Raw genomic sequence first — 20,760 nt, 5'->3', positions numbered from 1 at the left:
AGAACCCGCGGCGGTGCAAGCTGAGTCCCACACCGCAAGCGGCTACCGCCGCTTATAAAGCAGGCCATAGTCCACTTCGGACCGGAGGCGGGCGTTGACGGGGGCGTGCGGCGCGGCCAGAGTAGGCCTGCAACGGCTGCGGTGAAGGAGTCTCGATGGCAGCGCCCGCCCACGTTCCGGACGTGTTCGATCCGCGCAGGTACGCCGACGGCGTGCCGCACGACGACTTCGCCTGGCTGCGGCGGCACGCGCCGGTGAGCCGCCAGGAGGAGCACGAGATCGGCGACTGGCCCGCCGGGCCCGGATTCTGGGCCGTCACCAGGTATTCCGACGTCGTCGCGGTGCTGAAGTCCGCCGCGACGTACTCGTCCTGGCTGGGCGCCACCCAGATCCGCGATCCCGACCCGGCGGACCTGCCGTTCATCCGCAGCATGATGCTCAACCTCGACCCGCCGGAGCACGGACGGCTGCGCCGCCTGGTCAGCCGCGCGTTCACGCCCCGGCGGATCGACCGGTTCCGGCACGAGGTCGCGGAGCGGGCCCGCCTGCTGATCGACGGCGTCGTCGAGCGCGGCGAGTGCGACCTGCCCGCCGAGGTCACCGACGACTACCCGCTGCGCAACCTCGCCGATCTGCTCGGCGTGCCGGAGTCGGACCGGCGGATGCTGCTGGAGTGGACCAACCGCGTGATCGGCTACCAGGACCCGGAGCATTCCGAGGTGGTCCGCGGCGCGGACGGCAAGCCGGTCAACCCGCGTTCCCCGGCGATGCTGGCGGACATGTTCGCCTTCGCCCAGGACCTCGCGGCGTTCAAGCGCCGGAACCCGGCCGACGACGTGATGACCGCGCTGGCCACCGCCGAGCCGGGCGGGCGCGGGCTGGCCGACGCCGAGCTGGAGATGTTCTTCTTCCTGCTTTCGGTGGCGGGAAACGACACCGTGCGCAGCGCGCTGCCGGGCGGGATGCTCGCCTTCGCCGAGAACCCCGACCAGCTGCGGCTGCTGCTGGCGGATCCCGGGCTGCTGGACTCCGCCGTGGAGGAGACGCTGCGCTACCACCCGCCGGTGCTCAGCTTCCGCCGGACCGCGACCGCCGACACCGAACTCGGCGGCCGGCGCATCGCCGCCGGGGACAAGGTCGTGGTCTTCCACTGCTCGGCGCACTTCGACGAGCGGCAGTTCCCCGACCCGCACCGCTTCGACATCCGGCGCACGCCCAACGACCACGTCGCCTTCGGCAACGGCCCGCACGTCTGCCTGGGCGCGCACTTCGCCCGGCTGCAGCTGCGGGCGTTCTACCGCGAGGCGCTGTGGCGGATGCGCGACCTGCGGGTGGCCGGGCCGGTCGAGCGCCTGGTGTCGAACTTCATCAACGGGATCAAGCACCTGCCGGTGGCGTTCACGCCGGGGACCAGGTGATCGACGGCAGGCCCTGTGCACGCCCCTTATGGTCGGTCGGTGACCGCCACCACAGCCCTTCGCTCCCGGTCCGGCCGCTGGATCATCGTCGCCACGATCCTCGGCTCCGGGGTGGCGTTCCTGGACGGCTCCGTCGTCAACGTCGCGCTGCCGGCGATCGGCCGGGACGTGGGCGGCGACCTCAGCGTCCTGCAGTGGGTGCTGGACGCCTACCTGCTCACGCTCAGCGCGCTGCTGCTCCTCGGCGGCGCGCTCGGTGACCGCTACGGCCGCCGCCGCGTCTACACGCTGGGGCTGGTGCTGTTCACGCTGGCTTCGCTGGGCTGCGGCCTGGCTCCGAACGGCGCGGCCCTGATCACCGCCCGCCTGCTGCAGGGCGTCGGCGGCGCCCTGCTGGTGCCCGGCAGCCTGGCGCTGATCAACTCCACGATCCGCCACGACGACCGCGGCGAGGCGGTCGGCCGCTGGGCCGGGCTGACCGGCGTGGCCTCCGCGATCGGCCCGTTCGTGGGCGGCTGGCTGGTGGACGCGGCGTCCTGGCGGTGGGTGTTCTTCATCAACATCCCCATCGCGGCGGCCGCGCTGCTGGCGCTGCGGCACGTGCCGGAATCCCGCGGCCCGGCCGCCGCCGGGCGGCTGGACGTCCTCGGCGCGATCACCGTGACCATCGGGCTGGCCGGTGCCGTGTACGCCCTGATCGAGATCCCGACGAACGGGTGGAACGCCGCCAGCGCGGCGGCGGCCGTGGTGGGTGTCGCCGCGCTGGTCGCGTTCCCGCTGATCGAGTCGCGCCACCCGGACCCGCTGCTGCCGCTGTCGCTGTTCCGCTCCGCGCAGTTCACCGGCGCGAACCTGACGACCTTCACCGTTTACGCGGCCTTGAGCGGCGCGTTGTTCCTGCTGTCGCTGCAGTTGCAGCAGTCGATGGGCTACACCGCCCTCGCCGCGGGGATCGCGACGCTGCCGATCACGATCATCATGCTGCTGGTGTCCGGGCGCGTCGGCGCGCTCGCGCAGCGCACCGGGCCGCGCCTGCCGATGAGCATCGGCCCGGTCGTCTGCGGGGTCGGCCTGGCGCTTTTGACCTGGGCGGTGCCCGGCAGCACCTACGTCAGCGGCGTGCTGCCCGGCGTCCTGGTGTTCGGCGTCGGCCTGTCCATCACGGTGGCGCCGCTGACCTCGGCGGTGCTCGCCTCCGTCAGCCCGGACAACGCCGGCGTCGCCTCCGGCGTGAACAACGCCGTGTCCCGGCTGGCGGGCCTCCTCGCGGTCGCGGTGCTCCCGGTGATCGCCGGGTTGTCGCACACCGGCGCGGGCGAGCCGCTCGGCCCCGGTTTCGGGCAGGCGATGCTGATCTCCGCGGTCATGTGCGCGGCCGGCGGCGTGCTGGCGTGGCTGACCATCGACCGCGCCCGGCGGGTCGAGACGTACCCGCTGCCGGGCCTGAACCACGCCTGCCAGGACCCGTGCACCTGCGACCTCGACCGGGATCCAGACCGGTGAAGTTCCGGATATCGGCCGCGAATTGGGCCGTTTGGACTAGGATTCGCACACCCCGTTCGCCGACCCCGACGGAAGTGACGCCCACGTGGAGCTGGACAACGCCGTCTTCCACCTCATGCGCCGCGCCATGCAGGAACACACGTCGAGCTGGCAGTCCCGCCTGCCGCACCTGACGAAACCCCAGTACGCGGTGCTCAACGCGATCCGGGCGAACCCCGGCATAGAGCAGGCTCAGCTCGGTCAGCGGGCCGCGATCGACAAGGCGACCCTCGCCTCCCTGCTGGTCCGGATGGAGCAACGCGGGCTGGTGCACCGCGCCGTCGACGACGCCGACCGGCGCCGCCGCCTCCTGCGCCTCACCCCGATCGGCGAGGCCGAACTGCGCGTCGTTGAACCGATCGCCGACCGGGTGGACATCGAACTGCTCGACCGGCTCACCCCGGCCGAGCGCGCCGAACTGCTCCGACTGCTCGACAAGCTCGCCCCCCGCGACCGGCTGGTCAACTGATCCGCACCCCCGGCACGCCCGTCATGCGGCGGGGCTCGCCGCGGTCAGGCGGTGCATCCGCAGCAGCCACAGCTCCAGTTCGGAGAGCTGGCCGTCCAGGCTCTCGCTGCCGTACATGTCCGGGCTCGCGCGCAGGGTGTTCAGCTCCTCCCAGCGCCGTTCCATCTGCTCGACCATCTCCCGCAGCGTCACCTGGTGCTCCTCTCCCCGACGTGCAACACCGCCGATGACGCTACGACGTTTCCGTGCACGCACGGTAAGGCCGAAAGTCACGGTTTCACCCGATCTTCCGGAACCGATCGGGACCATCCCGGGCACCCGTTGTGATCTCATCGGTGCATGAGACGAGGGCGCCGAGGCCACCCCTGCGAACCCGACACCAGCCGGATCGGCCTGTGGCGGTGCGACGTCTGCGGCCAGCAGTGGGAGATCCACGGAGTGGCCGACAACCCGCGAATCCGCAAGGTGAGCCGGGTCGGCTGGTTCCTCGCCAAGCTGCTCGGCTGACCGGTTGCTGTATTCCAGGCTCGTTCTGCGTGGCGGTGCGGGTAGCGGAACCTCAGGGGTCTTCTCGCTGTGGGATCCCCGACATCATGAATGACCAATTCACCACGTCGGGGCTGTCCTCGCGAGAAGACCCCTGAGAACCCGCGGCGGCGCAAGCGGCGAGGGTGGGCTAAGCGGCTGCGCCGCTTCAAGAGCGAAAAGCAAAAGACCCTAACCGCCCGTTACCGGTCGAGGGCCGGGCGCTTGCCGTCGAAGGTCCAGCCCGGGACGAGGTACCGCATCGCCTGCGCGTCGTCGCGGGCGCCGAGGCCCTCGCGCCGGTAGAGCTCGTTCGCCTCGGCCACCCGGGTCATGTCGAGCTCCACGCCGAGCCCCGGGGCCGTCGGCACCGGTAGCCGGCCGTCGGTGATGACCAGCGGCCGCCGGGTGAGCCACTGGCCGTCCTGCCAGATCCAGTGCGTGTCGATGGCCGTGATCTCGCCGGGGGCCGCCGCGGCGACGTGGGTGAACATCGCCAGCGACACGTCGAAGTGGTTGTTGGAGTGCGAACCCCACGTCAGGCCCCACGCGTCGCAGAGCTGCGCGACGCGCACCGAGCCGCTCATCGTCCAGAAGTGCGGGTCGGCCAGGGGGATGTCGACGGCGTCGGCGCGGATCGCGTGGCCGAGCTCGCGCCAGTCGGTGGCGATCATGTTCGTCGCCGTGGGCAGCCCGGTGGCCCGCCGGAACTCCGCCATCACCTCCCGCCCCGAGTACCCGCGCTCCGCGCCGCACGGGTCCTCGGCGTAGGCGAGCACGTCGCGCAGGCCCCGGCACCGGTCGATCGCCTCGGACAGCAGCCACCCGCCGTTGGGGTCGAGCGTGATGCGGGCCTCCGGGAACCGTTCGGCCAGCGCCGTGACGACCTCGATCTCGGCAGGCCCGGGCAGCACGCCGCCCTTGAGCTTGAAGTCGCGGAACCCGTAGCGGGCCTGCGCCGCTTCGGCCAGCCGCACGACGGAATCCGGCGTCAGCGCCTCCTCGTGGCGCAGCCGCGACCAGTCGTCGGCGTCGGCCGGCTCGTCGGCCGGGGCCCGGTAGGCCAGGTCGGTCTTGGCGCGGTCGCCGACGAAGAACAGGTAACCCAGCACCGGCACCTCGTCGCGCTGCTTGCCGTCGCCGAGCAGCTCCGCGACCGGCACGCCGAGGTGCTTGCCGAGCAGATCGAGCAGCGCGGATTCCAGGGCGGTCACGGCGTGCACCGCGACGCGAAGGTCGAAGGTCTGCGTGCCGCGGCCGCCGGAATCCCGGTCGCCGAAGCGGTCGCGCACGCCGGCCAGCACGGCGTGGTACCGCGCGACCGGCTGCCCGACCACCAGGTCCCGGGACTCCTCCAAGGTGATGCGGATGGGTTCCCCGCCGGGCACCTCGCCGACCCCGGTGCGGCCTTCGGAGTCGGTGAGGATCACCAGGTTCCGGGTGAAGTGCGGGGCGTGCGCCCCGCTGAGGTTGAGCAGCATGCTGTCGTGCCCCGCGACGGGAACGACCTGCATTCCGGTCACCAACGGGCCGTGCTGAACGGTCATGATCGGCATCCTCCGGGGTCAGTACCGGGACTCCGCGGGCAGGCTCTCGACGAGACCGGCCAGCAGCGCGAGCTCGGACTCGCCGAGGTCGACCAGCGGCGGGCGCACGGGCCCGGCCGGGCGGCCGATGACCTTCATGCCCACCTTCACGATGCTCACCGCGTAACCGGCGCGCCGGTTGCGGATGTCGCAGTACGGCAGCACGAAGTCGTCGAGGTACCGGTACACGGCGGCGCGGTCGTGGTCGCGCACCGCCCGGTAGAAGCGCATCGCGAACTCGGGCACGAAGTTGAACATCGCCGACGAGTACGTGGTGACGCCCAGCTCCAGGTACGGCAGCGCGAAGGTCTCCGCGGTGGGCAGGCCGCCGATGTAGGTGAGCCGGTCGCCCAGCCGCGAGTACAGGCGGGTCATCTTCTCGATGTTGCCGACCCCGTCCTTGAACCCGACCAGGTTCGGGCAGTCCTCGGCCAGCGCGGCGACGGTCGTCTCGTCGAAGACCGCGTTGGCGCGGCTGTAGAGGATCACGCCGAGGCCGGTGGCCGCGCAGACCGCGCGGACGTGGGCGGCGAGCCCGTCCTGGTCGGCCTCGGTCAGGTACGGCGGCAGCAGGAGCAGGCCGTCGGCCCCCGCGCCTTCGGCGGAGCGGGCCATCTCGACGGCCATCGCGGTGCCGTAACCGGCCGGGGCGATCACCGGCACGCCCTCGGGCGCCTCCTGCGCGGCCGCGGTGACCACCGACTCGACTTCGGCGGGGGTCAACGAGAAGAACTCGCCGGTGCCGCCGGCCGCGAAGAGCCCGGCCGCCCCGAACCCGCCCAGCCAGCCGATGTTCTCCCGGTAGGCGGCCTCGTCGAAGCCGTGGTCGGGCCGGAAGTGCGTCACGGGGAACGACAACAGCCCGCCCGCCAGCTGCCGGGCCACATCGGTGGGCGAATACGCGGACATCAGCGGATCTCCTTCATCGGGCGGATTCATCTGACTGCGCCGGCCCTGGCGGCGGTGGGCACCGGCGGTCGCTCCCCCGGCTCCGCCGGAGCGCCGCGCCCCGGGGGAACCGGCTGCGGATGACAGTAAGGTGAGCCATCAATGCACGTCCAAGTCCAACAATGCATTCACCGATACCGGGACGGCATCATTGTTCACCCTGAACCAGCCCTGCCCGCCGGGCATCCGCTCGCCGACGGCGCGAAATCCCTGGAGCTCGCCGAATTCCACGGCACCGACATGGTGATGTACTCCCCGACCGAGGCCCGGTACTTCCACGAACTGCTCGTCACCACCTTCGGCAACGCCGACGAACGACAACCCCGCCCTGCACGCGCTGCTCGACTTGTTGTGACCGGACCCTGCTCATGCGTCTGCATCGACAGGTTCTCGGGGACGGCGCCGGATCAGCTTCTGCAGCAGGGGAAGCAGGACGACCAGGAGCAGCAGCGCGAACAGGGTGGCGGAGATCGGCCTCGTGAGGAAGCCGGCCGGGTCTCCGTCGAAGAGCAGCAGCGACCGGCGCAGCGAGGTTTCGAGCAGCGCGCCGAGCACGAAGGCCAGCACCAGCGGCCCGGGCTCGAAGCCGAACTTCTTCATCAGGTAGCCGAGGGCGCCGAAGGCGATCACCAGCCCGATGTCGAAGACGCTGTTGCGGACGGTGTACGCGCCCACCAGCGTGATCAGCACGGTGATCGGGGCGAGGACGGTGGCGCGCACCCGGAGGATCTTCACGAACAGCCCGACCAGCGGAATGCTCATGACCAGCAGCAGGATGTTCCCGACGTACATCGAGTTCACCACGCCCCAGAACAGTTCCGGCCGCTCGGCCACGAGCTGGGGCCCGGGGGTCACGCCCTGGATCAGCAGGGCGCCGAAGATCATCGCCATCGTCGCGTTCGCCGGAATGCCCAGCGTCAGCAGCGGGATGAACGACGACGTCGCGGCCGCGTTGTTCGCCGTCTCCGGCGCGGCCACGCCCTCGACCGCGCCGCTGCCGAACCGCTCCGGCGTTTTCGAACGGCGCTTCTCCAGCGCGTACGCCGCGAGCGAGGAGAGCGTGGCGCCGCCGCCCGGGAGCACTCCCAGCGCGAACCCGAGCACCGAGCCGCGGCCGATCGCCCCCGTCGAGCGCCGGAGATCCGCGCGGGACGGCCACGCGTTGGCGACCCGGGTGACCGCCGCCGCGCCCTGCCGCCTTTCCTCCAGGCCGTGGAGGATCTCACCGAGCCCGAAGAGGCCCATCGCGATGGGGACGAAGTCGAGCCCGTCCGACAGCGGCAGCAGGCCGAAGGTGAACCGCTCGGCGCCGGTGAACACGTCCCGGCCGACCACCGCCAGCAGCAGCCCGATGCAGGCGGCCACGACCGCCTTCAGCCGGCCGCCGCTGCTCACGGTGGCGACCAGCAGGATGCCGAGCAGGGCGAGGGCGGTGTACTCGGGCGGGCCGAAGTCGAGCGCGAACCCGGCGATCAGGGGCGCCAGCACCGAAAGCACCACGATCGAGGCGGTGCCGCCGACGAACGACCCGATCGCCGCGATCCCGAGCGCGGTGCCGGCCTTGCCCTGCCGCGCCAGGGCGTGGCCGTCGAAGACCGTGACCACTGAGGACGCCTCGCCGGGCAGCCGCAGCAGCACGGACGTGATGGTGCCGCCGTACTGGGCGCCGTAGAAGATGCCGGCCAGCATGATGATCGCTGTCACCGGTTCGACGTCGAAGGTCAGCGGCAGCAGGATCGCGATCGTCGCCGCCGGCCCGAGACCGGGCAGCACCCCGACCAGCATCCCGATCACCACGCCGATCAGGCAGTAGAGCAGGTTGGTGGGTTCGAGGACGACTCCGAACCCGTCGAGCACCGGAGTCAGGTCCATCGCCGCTCCTAGAACAGGTGGGGAATCGGCACGTTCAGGGCGCCGACGAAGATCAGGTAGAAGGCCGCCACGATGCCGACGGCGCCGAGGACGGACAGCCGCCACGACTCGCGGCCGAGGAAGCGCAGCCACGCGAAGACCAGCAGCGCGCCCGGGATCTCGAACCCGATCACGCCGACCAGGGCGGCGAACCCGGCCATGCCGGCAACCGCGCCGAGCACCGGCAGGCCGGACGACGACAGCCCTTCGGCGTCGTTCGTGCGCCGCGCCAGCAGCGCGAGCACCACGCCGAGCACCGCGATCGCGGCGCTGACCAGGAACGGCCAGGTTCCGGCGGACGGCGCGGCCGCACTGCCCAGACCCAGCGCCCACGAACCGGCCATCCCGCCGCCGCCGATGCCGGCGATCACCAGCGCCACCACCAGGTTCGCGGCCGCGCCGGCCGGTTCGCCGTCGCGCCGGGCATCGCTCACTTCGGCCCGCCGAGGTCGATGCCGTAGCGCTGGATCATGGTTCGGTAGCTCTCCAGCGAGCCGGTCCACTCCTGCGCGACCTGCGCGCCGTCGACCTCGTGCGGGGTGAGCAGGTTGTCCTCGTTGAACTTCCGGTACCGCTCGGTGGCGAACGTCGCCCGGAACGCCTGGCGCAGCCGGTCCACGGCCTCCCGGGGCGTGCCCTTCGGAGCGACGACCGCGCGGAACTGCGAAACCCGTACGTCGTAACCCTCCTCCACGGCCGTCGGGGTGTCCGGGAGGTACTGGTTGCGCTGCGCGGCGAAGGTGACCAGCGGGACCAGCTCGCCCGCCCGGATCTGGCCGATCGCCTCGCCGAGCTGGACGGAGGCGACGTCCACCTGGTCGCCGAGCACCGCGGTCATCGCGGGCGACCCGCCGTCGAACGGGACCGCGGTGCCGGCGATCCCGGCCTGTTTGAACAGCAGTTCCTGGGAGAGCTGGCTGCCGGTGCCGACGCCGGTGGTGCCGAACTTGAGGTTCCGGTGCGCGTCGACGAGGCCCCGCACCGAGTTCAGGCCGGAGGCGGCGTTCGCGACCAGCACGTAGTCGTCCTGCGAAATCCCGGTGACCACCTCGAAATCGTCGATCGCGACGGCTTCCCGCGGCGCGGCCGCCAGCGGCGTGATCGCGGTCAGCGAGGCGTTGATGACCATGATGTGCTGACCGTCCGGCTGCTTCCCGGCGAGTTCCCCAGCGGCCAGGGCGCCGTTGGCGCCGGGCGTGTTGACCACGGGCATCGGGACGCCGAGGTCGTCGGCCGCGCCCTGGGCCAGCGCGCGGCCGATCAGGTCGGTGCTGCCGCCCGGGGCCTGGCCGATCGTCATGGTGACCGGCCCGCTCGGGAACTTCCCGCCGCCACCGCTGGAGAGGTTCCCGCCGCACGCGGCGAGCGACAGGGAAAGAGCCGCGGCGAGCACGGACACCGCCCCTCGGGCTGACGCCTTCGACATCACCTGGGTCAATGCCTTCTCCTTCGGTCCGCTGGGCGGCGCACTCGCTGTGAGTGCCGTCACGGTGAGGAACGCTGGGCAGCCTAAGAGCGCGAAAAATGCGTGTCCATGGCTATTTCGGCATCGACCGATACCTTGTGCGCATCGCCGGGCGTCGCCGCGCGAGCCGGGACGGGATCGGGCCGCCGAGTGTCCAATGCGGACCGGGTATTGATCGATGTCGAATTGGTGTTGGACCGGCATCGGCGCGCGAACCTAATGTCCTGGTCACCGCGGGGTGATCCGCGAACCGCCTGAACGGAGGAGGAAACCCGTGACCACGACCGAATCCGCCACGCTGGACCGGATCACCGGAGTCAAGATCACCTCGGTGACGCTGCCGCTGCCCACCCCCATCAGCGACGCGAAGGTGCTGACCGGGCGGCAGCAGCCGATGACCGAGGTGGCGATGCTGTTCGCCGAGATCACCACCGCCGGCGGGCTGGAGGGCGTCGGCTTCAGCTACTCCAAGCGGGCCGGCGGGCCCGGCCAGTACGCGCACGCGCGCGAGATCGCCCCGGTGCTGCTCGGCGAAGACCCCAGCGACATCGCCAAGATCTGGGACAAGCTCGTCTGGGCGGGCGCCTCCGTCGGCCGCAGCGGCCTGTCGGTCCAGGCGATCGCCGCCTTCGACGTGGCGCTGTGGGACCTCAAGGCCAAGCGCGCGGGGCTGCCGCTGGCGAAACTCCTCGGCTCCCACCGGGATTCGGTGCGCTGCTACAACACCTCCGGCGGCTTCCTGCACGCGCCGATCGAGGAGGTCCTCGACCGCGCCGCGGAATCGGTGGCCAACGGCATCGGCGGCATCAAGATCAAGGTCGGGCATCCCGACAACGCCACCGACCTCGCCCGCGTGACCGCGGTGCGGGAGAAGATCGGCGCGGACGTCGCGCTGATGGTCGACGCCAACCAGCAGTGGGACCGGCCCACCGCGCGCCGCATGTGCCGCGCCCTGGAGCCGCTGAACCTGGTGTGGATCGAAGAACCGCTGGACGCCTACGACTTCGAGGGGCACGCGGTGCTGGCCGCGAACTTCGACACCTCGATCGCCACCGGTGAGATGCTGACCAGCGCGGCCGAGCACCGCGAGCTCATCCGCGCCGGCGGCGCCGACGTCGTGCAACCGGACGCCCCGCGTGTCGGCGGCATCACCCAGTTCCTCAAGGTGATGGCGCTGGCCGACGACCGGAACCTGCAGCTCGCGCCGCACTTCGCGATGGAGATCCACGTCCACCTCGCCGCGGCGTACGCCCGCGAGCCGTGGGTCGAGCACTTCGAGTGGCTGGACCCGCTGTTCGACGAGCACCTCGAGATCTCCGGCGGCCGGATGCACCTCTCCAGCCGTCCCGGGCTCGGCGTGACGATCAGCGACCAGGCCCGCGCTTGGACGGTCGCGCACGAGGAATTCCGCGACCGGGGTCTGCTCTGAAAGTCGTCGCGGTCACAGGCGCTCGAACCGGATCACCGACAGCGCCGCCGCAGCCAGGTCGGTGACGTCGCCCCGTTCAGCGGGTTCGAGTTCGGAGGTGGCCCAGTATTCCAATGCGACCGTCAGGGCACCGATCAGCGTGTGCGACAGCAACCTGGCTTCGAGACCCTGCGGGTCGAGTCCGGCGCGTTCGCCGAGGACGGGACGCAACTCGTCGGTGAGCTCATGGGCCGCGACCATCCACCGCGCGCGAATCCCCGGCACCGAGGTCAGAACGACGAAGAGATCCCTCGTCGGGACCACGTGAGCGTAGCGATCCCGGCGGAACGATTCTACGAACGCCGCATGCACGGACGCCTTCACCGGCTCGTCCGCGGGCCTGTCCGCCACGTAGCCGACGAAGTCGCGGATCCCGGCGACCACGATCGGTGTGAGCGTGTCCTCCTTGGCGTCGCAATGCCGGTAGAAGGTTCGCACCGAGATTCCGGCGGCACGCGCGATGTCCTCCACCGAAGTCGCTTCGAACCCGCGCTCGAGGAACAGACGGGCCGCGCCGGCCGCGATCTCCAGCTTCGTGGCCAGCCGCCGCCGATCCAGCAAGGACAACTCCGGTCCGGTCACTTCTCCTCCTGGGTGTGTCTTGACACACACTAGCATCGTGGCACAGGCTGGCCACCTGTCACAGATGCGCACCTCCTGCGCAGTCGCCACGAAAGGCGGAAGATGCCCCGCACCTTCCTCATCACCGGCAGCGCCTCCGGAATCGGCGCCGCGACCAGCGCACATCTACGCGAACAGGGCTCTCGGGTGATCGGCGCCGACCTGCGTGACGCCGACATCACCGCCGACCTCGCCACCGAAGCGGGACGGACCACGCTCGTCGACCGAGCCCACGACATGACCGGCGGCCGACTCGACGGCGTGATCGCGTGCGCCGGCATCGCGCTGTTCGACCCGCTGACGATCGGGGTCAACCACTTCGGCGCGGTCGCCACCCTCGAAGGCCTGCGTCCGCTCCTCGCCCGCGGCACCGATCCTCGCGCGGCCGTGATCTCGTCGGTGGCGTCGCTGCACCCGACCGACTCCGGCATCGTCGACGCCGCACTCGCCGGCGACGAGGACGCCGCCGTGGCTGCCGCCCGCGCCGCGGTGGAGCGCGGCGACGGCGCGCAGGTCTATGCGTCCTCGAAGGCCGCGATCGCGCGATGGGTGCGCCGGACCGCGATCACGCCGGAATGGGCGGGCGCGGGAATACCGCTCAACGCCATCGCCCCCGGCACCATCGTCACGCCGATGATCCAGGACATGCTCGACACCGAAGCCGGTCGCCGGGCCATCGACGGCAGCGTCCCCATGCCACTGCACGGCCACGCCCGGCCCGAGCAGATCGCGCCGCTGCTCGCTTGGCTCACCTCCCCCGAGAACTCGCACATCACCGGCCAGGTGGTGTTCGTCGACGGCGGCGCCGACGCGGTCCTGCGCGGTGACCGGTCCTGGTAGTGGGGCCGAAGGAAGGAACGACGAATGGCACTTCACCGAAGCCGGGAACGGCGGACCGGACGCGTCATCTCGGTCGCCGCCATCTGCTCCGCGCTGGTCGCTTCGGGCTGCGCCGGGAGCGATCCGGCGTCACCCGATCTCGGAACTGCCGTTGAAGAAGCCTACGAATACGCATTCCCGCTGCACGAACTGTCGCGGCATCGGTGGAACGCGCTCGAAACACCCGGCAGCAGAACCGCCACGACCCTGAACGCCTTCGCGCACTCCCGGTCGCTTCCCGGTCCCGACGACACCTGGGCGAACGGGCCGAGCGAGGACGTGCTGTACTCGACCGCCTGGCTGGATCTCGCACAAGGCCCGGTCGACCTCGACACCCCGGACACGGGGGACCGCTTCTACGTGCTGACCCTGATCGACTTCTATTCCAACACCTTCTTCTACGCCGGTGAACGCACGACGGGCACGCAGGCGCAGAAGTACTTCATCGTCGGGCCGGACTGGCAGGGGCAGGCGCCTGCGGACGCGATCTTGGTGCGCGCATCGACCAACGACGTGTACGTCAACCTGCGGATCCAGACCGACGGCCCCGCCGATCTGGCCGCGACGAACACCGTGCAGGACGGATTCCGGTTCACCCCGGCGCAACCGGCGCCCCGACCCGGACCGACGCGGATCCGGCCCATCGAAGGTGATCCGAAGAGCTATGTCGACGTCGTCAACCAGATGATGGCCCTCGATCCACCACCCGCCGAGGAGAGCGGGCTCGTCGACCGGTTCCGCGAGGTCGGCATCTGCGGATCCGGATGCGGCTGGGACGGCTTGCCGGCAGCGGCGAAAGCAGCGTGGACGACGGAATTCCCCAACCTGGGCCGCTACTTCGAGCGGCTCGAGAAGGCCGGCCGCGCAACGGGCTGGACCGACTACAGCCCGCCCGGGAACCTCCTCGGCACCACCGAGCAGAAGGATTACGACCTGCGCGCGTTCGCGCTCGCGACCGGCGGCGGCATGCTCGGGATGTCCAGGGAAGAGGCCAACTACTGGATAACCTTCACCGACGCCGCCGGCGCGCCGCTGCGCGGCACGCAGAACTACGTTCTGCGCCTCCCACCCGGCGGCATCCCGTCGAAGGCCTTCTGGTCGATCACCCTGTACGAGGTTCGCGACAACGGCCAGTTCCCCACGCCGAACCCCATCGACCGCTACGTCGTCAGCAGCGAGACCCAGGGGCTGGTCACCAATCCCGACGGAACCATCGATATCGCAGTGCAAGCCACCGAACCCGCGCCGCAGACCGCGAACTGGCTACCGAGCCCCTCGAACGGCAAGAACTTCATCCTGTTCGCCCGCTCCTACGTCCCGGGCCCAGAGGTACTGGCGGGCAGGTTCACCATGCCACCGGTCAGCCCGCTCTAGGGCGCCGGCGCGGCAGGCGCGACGCCAGCAGCACGATCAGCACCCCCGCGAACGGGACGACCACCAGGCCGAGGCGCAGGCTGACCGCGTCCGCGAGCAGCCCGACGACCGGCGGGCCGGCCAGGATGCCCAGCCGGTAGACCCAGCCGACGACCGCGATCCCGGTACCGCCCGGCAGTCCGGGGAGCTCGTCGGCCGCGTGGAACCCGGCCGGGATGATCGTGGCGACGCCCCAGCCGGCCAGCGCGAATCCGGCCAGCGTGCTCGGGACCGACGGCCACACGAGCGCCGAGCCGACGCCGACGAGCACCGCGATGCCGCCGATGCGCGCCACCGCCCGGTTGCCGAACCGGTCCACCAGGCGATCGCCGGAGAGCCGGCCGACCGTCTGCGCCGCTTGCAACGCGACGAACGCCATGCCCGCGAGAACCGGCGCGGCATCCAGCGAATCACGCAGGTACACCGCGCCCCAGGACGCCGCGGTGTCCTCGACCAGCGCCGCCGCGGCGCACAGAGCGCCCAGCGCCAGCAACGCGAGCAGCAACTCGAAGCGCGGTCTCCCCCGGTGTCGGCCCGTGCGCTCGGCGTCATCCCGGCCGGGCAGCAGGAACCGGGCGCAGACGACCGCAGCGGCGCCTAGGACGACGGCGGCCGCCGTCAGGTGCGCGGGCAGCGGCAGGGCCGCCCCGGCGGCCAGCGAGCCCGCCGCGCCGCCGATGATCGCGCCGACGCTCCACATCCCGTGGAAGGAGTTGACGATCGACCGCCCGTAGCGCCGCTGCACCCGCAGCCCGTGCGCGTTCATCGCCACGTCCACGATCGCGTCCATCGCACCCGCGAGGAAGAACGCCGCCGCCAGCTGCCACCAGTGCCCCACGAACCCGATCAGCACGAGATCCGCCGCCAGCAGCACCGAACAGCCGACCGCGACGACCGACGACCGCCAGCGGGCCAGGATCGGCCCGGCCAGCAGGCCGGCGACCAGCGAGCCCAGCGGCAGCGCCGCGATCGCGGTGCCCAGCGCGGCGTTGGACAGGGCCAGGGCGTCCTTGAGCTCCGGGTAGCGGGGCACGACGCTGGCGAAGCTCGCCCCGTTGACCAGGAACAGCGTGGCCACCGCCAACCGCGCCGCCACCGGCCGCCGATCCGTCGCGACCTCGGGCATACCCGTCCTTCCTCCGGCGTCCCCGGCGATCATGCCAAGACCCGGCGGCGCGCGCCGCCGGTTTTCGCGCTCCCCACGCCGCCGCGTTAGGGTCCGGTGGGGTGAATCCCGCTGCCGAGTCCACAGTGGAGGATCAGTTGAGCGTGCCGGTCGAGCTGTCCACCGGGTCCGGGACGTACCTGCTGCGCCGGGCGACCGGCGACGATCTCGGGCCGATCGTCGGGTTGCTGGCCGCCGACCAGCTCGGCTCGACCCGGGAGTCCGCCGCCGACCTGGCCCCCTACCAGCGGGCTTTCGAGGCGATCGAGGCCGATCCCGCGCAGCTGCTGCTGGTGGCCGCGACGCCGGGCGGCGAGGTCGTGGCGACCATGCAGCTGACGTTCATCCCCGGGCTGGCCCGGCGGGGCGCGCTGCGCGCGCAGATCGAAGCGGTCCGGGTCCACGAGCGGCACCGCAGCCGCGGCCTCGGGCGCGTGATGTTCGACTGGGCCATCGCCGAGTCCCGCCGACGCGGCTGCGCCCTGGTCCAGCTGACCACGGACCGGCAGCGCTCCGACGCGCACCGCTTCTACGACCGGCTCGGGTTCGAGGCCTCGCACGTGGGCTACAAGCTCCGGCTGTGACCGCCGGTTAGGCTGGCGGGGCGATGCGACGCAAGCTCAGATCGCCGCTGCCCCAGCGGCACGGCCTGGACCCCGTCCGGTTGCGACTGCCCGCCGACGGCCGCTGGGCCACCGTCCGGGACCACCTCGTCGACCGGATACCGAAGCTCGCCCCGGAACGCATCGACGCCATGCTCCGCGAGGGCCGGATCGTCGGCGTCGACGGCCCGCTCGCGCCCGACGCGCCGTACGCGCCGGGCGGGTTCGTCTGGTTCCACCGCGACCTGCCCGACGAGACGCCGGTGCCCTTCGCCCTGGACGTCGTGCACCGCGACGACGGCCTGCTGGTCGTGGACAAGCCGCACTTCCTGGCCACCACGCCGCGCGGCGGGCACGTCGTGGAGACCGCGCTGGTGCGGTTGCGGCGCGACCTGGACCTGCCGCAGCTCAGCCCGGCGCACCGGCTGGACCGGCTGACCGCGGGGCTGGTCATGTTCGTGCTCAAGCCCGAGCTGCGCGGCGCCTACCAGACCCTGTTCCACGACCGCCTGGTGCACAAGGAGTACGAGGCCGTCGCCCGCTTCGATCCCGGGCTGGCGATGCCGCGCACCGTGCGCAGCCGGATCGTCAAGCACCGCGGCGTGCTCGCCGCCCAGGAAGAACCCGGCGAGCCGAACAGCGAAACGCGCATCGAGCTGATCGAGCACCGCGACGGCCTCGGCCGGTACCGGCTGCTGCCGCGCACCGGCCGGACCCACCAGCTGCGGGTGCACCTCAACGGCCTCGGCATCCCGATCCTCGGCGACGACCTCTACCCCGTCGTCCGCGACCGCGCCGCCGACGACTTCACCGCGCCCCTCCAGCTCCTCGCCCGGGCGCTGGAGTTCACCGACCCGATCAGCGGCCGGCGGCGCCGCTTCGAGACCCGCCGGAGCCTGGCGGGCTGGTCCGATGTGGACGCAGGACCGGCGGGAGCCGATTGGGGTTCAGCGCGGTGCCGCCGGGCAGGTCCAGCGGCAGGCTCAGGCAGTGGGTGACGCCCTCGACGACCTCGGCCACGCCCTCCCGGACCTTCTCCGGCGTGAGCAGGTTCAGCCGCCCCAGGTTGTCGTCCGGCCCGAAATCGCCCCAGTTGGACCCCTCGGGACGCCGCACCCAACGCGGATTCTCCATCTGTGCCTCCAGAAGAACGAATGCGCGGCTTCCCCGCCGGACGGGGAAGCCGCGCTTGGTCGCGCCCGGTTACGCGGAAACCGCCTCGGCGCGCGGCGCCTGGTCGGCTTCCGCACGCTCGTCGTAGTTCGGGCGGCGCAGCAGCAACAGCATGCAGCCGAGGGTCAGCACCACCTGGAAGATCGCGTAGGCGATCACCGCGGTGATCGAACCGGAGGCGTTCAGCAGGAACTGGCCGACGATCGGCGTCGTGCCGCCGAGCAGCGTGCCGCACATCTGGTAGCACAGCGAGATGCCGGTGTAGCGCACGTGCGCCGGGAACCGGCTGGCGAGCATGCCCGCCAGGGCCGCGTAGTACAGGCAGTGCGGGATCGTCGCGATCGCCACGCCGAACATCGCCAGCCCGTAGTTCTCGGTGCTGATCAGCACGAACATCAGCGGCAGCAGCACGACCTCGGGCAGCAGCATCACGGTCACCGCGCGGGACCAGCTGCGCATCTTGGTGGCGATGACGGCGCCGAAGGGCTGCACGATGATCTGGGTGATGTTGGCGACCAGGATGATCGTCAGGAACGAGCTCTTGTCGAAGCTGAGGTGGCTGGTGGCCCAGGACAGCGCGAAGGTCGACTTGAAGTAGGTCGCCGACAGGCCGATCGTGCAGGCCCCGATGCCCAGCGCCAGCAGCGCCGGGTGCGAGCGGACGACCTCCCACACCGGCAGCTTGGCGACCTTCTTGCGCTCGATGAGGTTCGCCATCGCCGGCGACTCGGTGACCCGCATCCGGATGAACAGGCCGACCAGCACCAGCAGCGCCGAGGCCAGGAACGGGACCCGCCAGCCCCAGCCCAGGAACGCCTCGTCCGGGAGCTGGCTGATGGCCAGGAAGCTGACGGTGCTCAGGGTGTTGCCGACCGGCGAGCCCTGCTGGGCGAACGCGCCGTAGAGGATGGACTTGCCCTTGGGCGCGTGCTCCGAGGCGATCAGCACCGAGCCGCCCCACTCGCCGCCGAGGCCGATGCCCTGCACCATGCGGATGGTCACCAGCAGGATCGGCGCCCACACCCCGATCTGGGCGTAGCCGGGCAGCACGCCGATCAGGGTCGTCGAGATGCCCATCAGCAGCAGCGTGATGACCAGGGTCTTCTTGCGGCCCAGCCGGTCGCCGATGTGGCCGAAGATGATGCCGCCGATCGGGCGGGCCAGGAAGCCGACCCAGAAGGTCGCGAACGCGACCAGGGTGCCGATCGCACCGTCGAGCTCCGGGAAGAAGACCTTGTCGAAGACCAGGGCCGAGGCCGTGCCGTAGATGTAGAAGTCGAACCACTCGATGGTCGAGCCGATGAAGGCCCCGATCCCGGCGCGGTTGGCCGTTCGGCTCTGTTCGCGCGCGTTGGCCGCACCCATGCATTCTCCCTTGAAGCTCGGTGCCGGCGGGCGTCCTCGAACGGCGCCCGCGTCCCGATGTGATGGCGGTAACCGTGCCACCCAAACCTAGACGTGTCCAATACAGAATCAGTGCAACAGTGAGACGTCAGGCTTATTAATTCGCGGGAACGTCCCAGGTGAGCGGCCGCCGGCGATCAGCCGCCCGCGGGCGTGGGCAGGGCTTCCTCGGCGATGCCGAGCACGGTGCGCAGGGCCGCGGAGGTGTTGTCGGTACGCCAGGCCAGCGCCGCGTGCAGCAGCATCGGCGCGCCCGCCAGCGGCCGGTAGACCGTGCCGGTCTGCTGGATGTGCTGGCAGGACGTCAGCGTCAGCGTGACGCCGACGCCCGCGGCCACCAGCGCCAGGATGGTGTAGGAATCCGGCGCCTCCTGGACCACGCGCGGGTTGAACCCGGCGGACACGCACGCCTTGACCAGCGCGTCGCGCACCGTGGACCCGGCGTTGGACGGGAAGCTGACGAACGGCTCGTCGGCGAGGTCCTCGATCGCGATGCGCTCCCGCCCGGCCAGCGGGTGGTCCGTCGGCAGCGCGCAGATCAGTTCCTCCACCTCGATCACCCGGGTCTGCACGCCCGGGGTCGGCGAGCCGACCTGGTTGACCGGCAGCCGCACGAAACCCAGGTCCAGCGAGCCGTCGGCGACCTTCGCCAGCGCCACGTTCGCGTAGGTCTGGCCGCGCATCACCAGTTCCAGGCCGGGATGCGCGGCGCGCACCGCGCGGGTCAGCCGGGGCAGCGACTCGTGGCTGGAGGCGCCGGCGAAGCCGACGGTGACCCGCCCGTACTCGCCGCGGCCGGCGGCCTTCGCGGCACGCACCGCGATGTCGACGTCGTCGAGCGCCGTGCGGGCGGGCTCCAGGAACGACTCGCCGGCGCTGGTGAGCCGGACCGAGCGGGTGTTGCGCTCGAAGAGCTGGACGCCGAGTTCCTTCTCCAGCTGGCGGATCTGCTGGCTCAGCGGCGGCTGCGCCATCTGCAGCCGCTTGGCTGCGCGACCGAAGTGGAGTTCCTCGGCGACGGCGACGAATGCGGTGAGGTAGCGCAGCTCCACGGTCGACCTCTGTTCACCCCGGAACCCGGGGAATCCATAAGAAATGACTCTTGATCCGACACTAATTCAGTATTAGACAGCTATCAATGCCGCCTGGCAATGTGCTGTGCATTCGAAGCGCACACCGAGGAGCCCCGACGATGCAGAACCCGGTCGCCGAGTCGACGACGCCGGTCCCCCGGCCCGACAAGACCATGACGATGCGGGACGCGATCGCCGCGTTCGTCCCGGACGGGGCGACGGTGGCGCTGGAGGGCTTCACGCACCTGATCCCCACCGCGGCCGGGCACGAGATCATCCGCCAGGGTCGCAAGGACCTCACCGTCGCGCGGATGACCGCCGACATCGTGACCGATCAGCTCATCGCCGGCGGCTGCGTCCGCAAGCTCGTCTCGTCGTTCGTCGGCAACTCCACCGCCGGCTCGCTCGGCGAGCTGCGCCGCCGCATCGAGACCGGGCAGCCCGCGTCGCTGGAATTCGAGGAGTACAGCCACTACGGGATGATCTGCCGGTACCTCGCCGGCGCCCAGCGGCTGCCGTTCTACCCGCTGCGCTCCTACGGCGGCAGCGACGTGCCGGCGGTGAACCCCGGCATCCGCAAGGTGACCTCGCCGTTCCCGGGCCCGGACGGCGAAGCGGAGCAGATCTACGTGGTGCGGCCGCTGAACCCGGACGTCACGATCGTGCACGCGCAGCGCGCCGACCGGGCCGGCAACACCCAGATCTGGGGCCTGACCGGCATCCAGGCCGAGGCCGTCTACGCCGCGAAGCACGCGATCATCGTGGTCGAGGAGGTGGTGGCCGACGAGGTGATCCGCTCCGACCCCAACCGCACGGTCGTCCCGGCGCACGCGGTGGACGCGGTGGTGGAGTGCCCGCGCGGCGCGCACCCGGCCTTCGCGCAGGGCTACTACGACCGGGACGGCGACTTCTACCGCAGCTGGTCGCACATCAGCAAGGATCCCGAGCGGCTGCAAGCCTGGCTGGACGAGTGGATCCGCGGCACCCGCGACCACGCCGAGTACCTCGAGAAGCTCGGCGCCGAGCACTGGGCGAGCCTGGCGGTGGGCGAGGCGTGGAGCGAACCGGTCAACTACGGGCGCCGGCTCTGACGGGCAG

At 71.2% G+C, this 20,760-nt stretch carries 21 protein-coding genes; 10 read left to right on the top strand and 11 right to left on the bottom strand.

The features are described from left to right. Positions 1 to 155 precede the first annotated feature (155 nt). The 3 genes from AC07EQ_RS03935 to AC07EQ_RS03925 all read left to right on the top strand — a co-directional run bounded on the left by AC07EQ_RS03935 (position 156) and on the right by AC07EQ_RS03925 (position 3,429). Positions 156 to 1,418 carry a cytochrome P450 gene (locus AC07EQ_RS03935; protein ID WP_478386435.1) on the top strand — a complete coding sequence of 421 codons (1,263 nt, stop codon included), beginning with the start codon at positions 156 to 158 and terminating at the stop codon, positions 1,416 to 1,418. Between the two features lie 39 nt (positions 1,419 to 1,457). Further along, positions 1,458 to 2,921 carry an MFS transporter gene (locus tag AC07EQ_RS03930; RefSeq protein WP_478386434.1) on the top strand — a complete coding sequence of 488 codons (1,464 nt, stop codon included), beginning with the start codon at positions 1,458 to 1,460 and terminating at the stop codon, positions 2,919 to 2,921. 85 nt (positions 2,922 to 3,006) lie between these two features. Further along, positions 3,007 to 3,429, top strand: coding sequence for a MarR family winged helix-turn-helix transcriptional regulator (locus tag AC07EQ_RS03925; RefSeq protein WP_478386433.1), 423 nt, complete (start codon positions 3,007 to 3,009; stop codon positions 3,427 to 3,429). A gap of 21 nt (positions 3,430 to 3,450) precedes the next feature. Here the strand turns inward: AC07EQ_RS03925 and AC07EQ_RS03920 are convergent, their stop codons facing one another. Then, on the bottom strand, positions 3,451 to 3,621 hold the full coding sequence (locus tag AC07EQ_RS03920; protein ID WP_478386432.1) for a hypothetical protein: 171 nt from the start codon (positions 3,619 to 3,621) through the stop codon (positions 3,451 to 3,453). A gap of 147 nt (positions 3,622 to 3,768) precedes the next feature. Here AC07EQ_RS03920 and AC07EQ_RS03915 point away from each other — a divergent pair, with 147 nt between their 5' ends. Beyond that, positions 3,769 to 3,936, top strand: coding sequence for a hypothetical protein (locus AC07EQ_RS03915; RefSeq protein ID WP_165968063.1), 168 nt, complete (start codon positions 3,769 to 3,771; stop codon positions 3,934 to 3,936). Positions 3,937 to 4,157: 221 nt separating this feature from the next. Here the strand turns inward: AC07EQ_RS03915 and AC07EQ_RS03910 are convergent, their stop codons facing one another. The 6 genes from AC07EQ_RS03910 to AC07EQ_RS03885 all read right to left on the bottom strand — a co-directional run bounded on the left by AC07EQ_RS03910 (position 4,158) and on the right by AC07EQ_RS03885 (position 9,828). Beyond that, complete coding sequence (locus AC07EQ_RS03910) at positions 4,158 to 5,501, bottom strand: enolase C-terminal domain-like protein (protein ID WP_478386431.1); 1,344 nt, start codon at positions 5,499 to 5,501, stop codon at positions 4,158 to 4,160. 18 nt (positions 5,502 to 5,519) lie between these two features. Further along, a complete protein-coding gene (gene kdgD / locus AC07EQ_RS03905) occupies positions 5,520 to 6,449 on the bottom strand; it encodes a 5-dehydro-4-deoxyglucarate dehydratase (protein ID WP_478386430.1) in 930 nt (309 codons plus the stop codon). Positions 6,450 to 6,587: 138 nt separating this feature from the next. Further along, a complete protein-coding gene (locus AC07EQ_RS03900) occupies positions 6,588 to 6,809 on the bottom strand; it encodes a hypothetical protein (protein WP_478386429.1) in 222 nt (73 codons plus the stop codon). A gap of 45 nt (positions 6,810 to 6,854) precedes the next feature. After that, positions 6,855 to 8,360 (bottom strand): tripartite tricarboxylate transporter permease, encoded by a 1,506-nt coding sequence (locus AC07EQ_RS03895; protein WP_478386428.1) that lies wholly within the window; start codon positions 8,358 to 8,360, stop codon positions 6,855 to 6,857. Positions 8,361 to 8,368: 8 nt separating this feature from the next. Beyond that, positions 8,369 to 8,833 (bottom strand): tripartite tricarboxylate transporter TctB family protein, encoded by a 465-nt coding sequence (locus AC07EQ_RS03890; RefSeq protein WP_478386427.1) that lies wholly within the window; start codon positions 8,831 to 8,833, stop codon positions 8,369 to 8,371. Continuing rightward, entirely contained in the window at positions 8,830 to 9,828 is a 999-nt protein-coding gene (locus AC07EQ_RS03885) for a tripartite tricarboxylate transporter substrate binding protein (protein ID WP_478386738.1), read from the bottom strand. The genes AC07EQ_RS03890 and AC07EQ_RS03885 overlap by 4 nt, the downstream gene beginning before the upstream one ends. A gap of 310 nt (positions 9,829 to 10,138) precedes the next feature. Between AC07EQ_RS03885 and AC07EQ_RS03880 the strand changes: the two genes are divergently transcribed. Continuing rightward, on the top strand, positions 10,139 to 11,293 hold the full coding sequence (locus tag AC07EQ_RS03880; protein ID WP_478386426.1) for an L-talarate/galactarate dehydratase: 1,155 nt from the start codon (positions 10,139 to 10,141) through the stop codon (positions 11,291 to 11,293). A gap of 12 nt (positions 11,294 to 11,305) precedes the next feature. Here the strand turns inward: AC07EQ_RS03880 and AC07EQ_RS03875 are convergent, their stop codons facing one another. Then, positions 11,306 to 11,914 carry a TetR family transcriptional regulator gene (locus tag AC07EQ_RS03875; protein WP_478386425.1) on the bottom strand — a complete coding sequence of 203 codons (609 nt, stop codon included), beginning with the start codon at positions 11,912 to 11,914 and terminating at the stop codon, positions 11,306 to 11,308. 102 nt (positions 11,915 to 12,016) lie between these two features. Between AC07EQ_RS03875 and AC07EQ_RS03870 the strand changes: the two genes are divergently transcribed. Both AC07EQ_RS03870 and AC07EQ_RS03865 read left to right on the top strand, forming a co-directional pair. Then, positions 12,017 to 12,793, top strand: a complete 777-nt coding sequence (locus AC07EQ_RS03870) for an SDR family oxidoreductase (protein ID WP_478386424.1) — start codon at positions 12,017 to 12,019, stop codon at positions 12,791 to 12,793. Positions 12,794 to 12,817: 24 nt separating this feature from the next. Continuing rightward, positions 12,818 to 14,206: a DUF1254 domain-containing protein gene (locus tag AC07EQ_RS03865; RefSeq protein ID WP_478386423.1), complete on the top strand. Its 1,389-nt coding sequence runs from the start codon at positions 12,818 to 12,820 to the stop codon at positions 14,204 to 14,206. Here AC07EQ_RS03865 and AC07EQ_RS03860 read toward each other — a convergent pair. Next, positions 14,193 to 15,371, bottom strand: a complete 1,179-nt coding sequence (locus tag AC07EQ_RS03860) for an MFS transporter (RefSeq protein ID WP_478386422.1) — start codon at positions 15,369 to 15,371, stop codon at positions 14,193 to 14,195. The two genes, AC07EQ_RS03865 and AC07EQ_RS03860, sit on opposite strands and share 14 nt — an antisense overlap. Positions 15,372 to 15,526: 155 nt before the next feature. On the opposite strand from AC07EQ_RS03860, the gene AC07EQ_RS03855 reads away from it, so the two are divergent. Together AC07EQ_RS03855 and AC07EQ_RS03850 are read left to right on the top strand one after the other, a co-directional pair. Beyond that, positions 15,527 to 15,994, top strand: a complete 468-nt coding sequence (locus AC07EQ_RS03855) for a GNAT family N-acetyltransferase (protein WP_452612650.1) — start codon at positions 15,527 to 15,529, stop codon at positions 15,992 to 15,994. A 23-nt stretch (positions 15,995 to 16,017) separates the two neighbouring features. After that, complete coding sequence (locus AC07EQ_RS03850) at positions 16,018 to 17,010, top strand: RluA family pseudouridine synthase (RefSeq protein WP_478386421.1); 993 nt, start codon at positions 16,018 to 16,020, stop codon at positions 17,008 to 17,010. Between the two features lie 205 nt (positions 17,011 to 17,215). Here the strand turns inward: AC07EQ_RS03850 and AC07EQ_RS03845 are convergent, their stop codons facing one another. Together AC07EQ_RS03845 and AC07EQ_RS03840 are read right to left on the bottom strand one after the other, a co-directional pair. After that, a complete protein-coding gene (locus AC07EQ_RS03845; RefSeq protein ID WP_478386420.1) occupies positions 17,216 to 18,550 on the bottom strand; it encodes an MFS transporter in 1,335 nt (444 codons plus the stop codon). Between the two features lie 176 nt (positions 18,551 to 18,726). Continuing rightward, positions 18,727 to 19,641: a LysR substrate-binding domain-containing protein gene (locus AC07EQ_RS03840; protein WP_478386419.1), complete on the bottom strand. Its 915-nt coding sequence runs from the start codon at positions 19,639 to 19,641 to the stop codon at positions 18,727 to 18,729. Between the two features lie 140 nt (positions 19,642 to 19,781). Here AC07EQ_RS03840 and AC07EQ_RS03835 point away from each other — a divergent pair, with 140 nt between their 5' ends. After that, positions 19,782 to 20,753, top strand: a complete 972-nt coding sequence (locus tag AC07EQ_RS03835; protein ID WP_478386418.1) for a CoA transferase subunit A — start codon at positions 19,782 to 19,784, stop codon at positions 20,751 to 20,753. Positions 20,754 to 20,760: the final 7 nt, after the last annotated feature.

The organism is Saccharopolyspora sp. NPDC045839 (assembly GCF_056431645.1).
Note: the sequence above shows the minus strand (reverse complement) of the source record. Positions and strands in the feature narration are given on the sequence as shown.

Bases quoted from the DNA above. Each gene is read 5' to 3' on its own strand.
- AC07EQ_RS03870 (WP_478386424.1), top strand. From the start codon at position 12,017: ATGCCCCGCACCTTCCTCATCACCGGCAGCGCCTCCGGAATCGGCGCC.
- AC07EQ_RS03935 (WP_478386435.1), top strand. From the start codon at position 156: ATGGCAGCGCCCGCCCACGTTCCGGACGTGTTCGATCCGCGCAGGTAC.
- AC07EQ_RS03865 (WP_478386423.1), top strand. From the start codon at position 12,818: ATGGCACTTCACCGAAGCCGGGAACGGCGGACCGGACGCGTCATCTCG.
- AC07EQ_RS03895 (WP_478386428.1), bottom strand. From the start codon at position 8,360: ATGGACCTGACTCCGGTGCTCGACGGGTTCGGAGTCGTCCTCGAACCC.
- AC07EQ_RS03850 (WP_478386421.1), top strand. From the start codon at position 16,018: ATGCGACGCAAGCTCAGATCGCCGCTGCCCCAGCGGCACGGCCTGGAC.
- AC07EQ_RS03835 (WP_478386418.1), top strand. From the start codon at position 19,782: ATGCAGAACCCGGTCGCCGAGTCGACGACGCCGGTCCCCCGGCCCGAC.
- AC07EQ_RS03915 (WP_165968063.1), top strand. From the start codon at position 3,769: ATGAGACGAGGGCGCCGAGGCCACCCCTGCGAACCCGACACCAGCCGG.
- kdgD (WP_478386430.1), bottom strand. From the start codon at position 6,449: ATGTCCGCGTATTCGCCCACCGATGTGGCCCGGCAGCTGGCGGGCGGG.
- AC07EQ_RS03910 (WP_478386431.1), bottom strand. From the start codon at position 5,501: ATGACCGTTCAGCACGGCCCGTTGGTGACCGGAATGCAGGTCGTTCCC.
- AC07EQ_RS03860 (WP_478386422.1), bottom strand. From the start codon at position 15,371: ATGCCCGAGGTCGCGACGGATCGGCGGCCGGTGGCGGCGCGGTTGGCG.
- AC07EQ_RS03845 (WP_478386420.1), bottom strand. From the start codon at position 18,550: ATGGGTGCGGCCAACGCGCGCGAACAGAGCCGAACGGCCAACCGCGCC.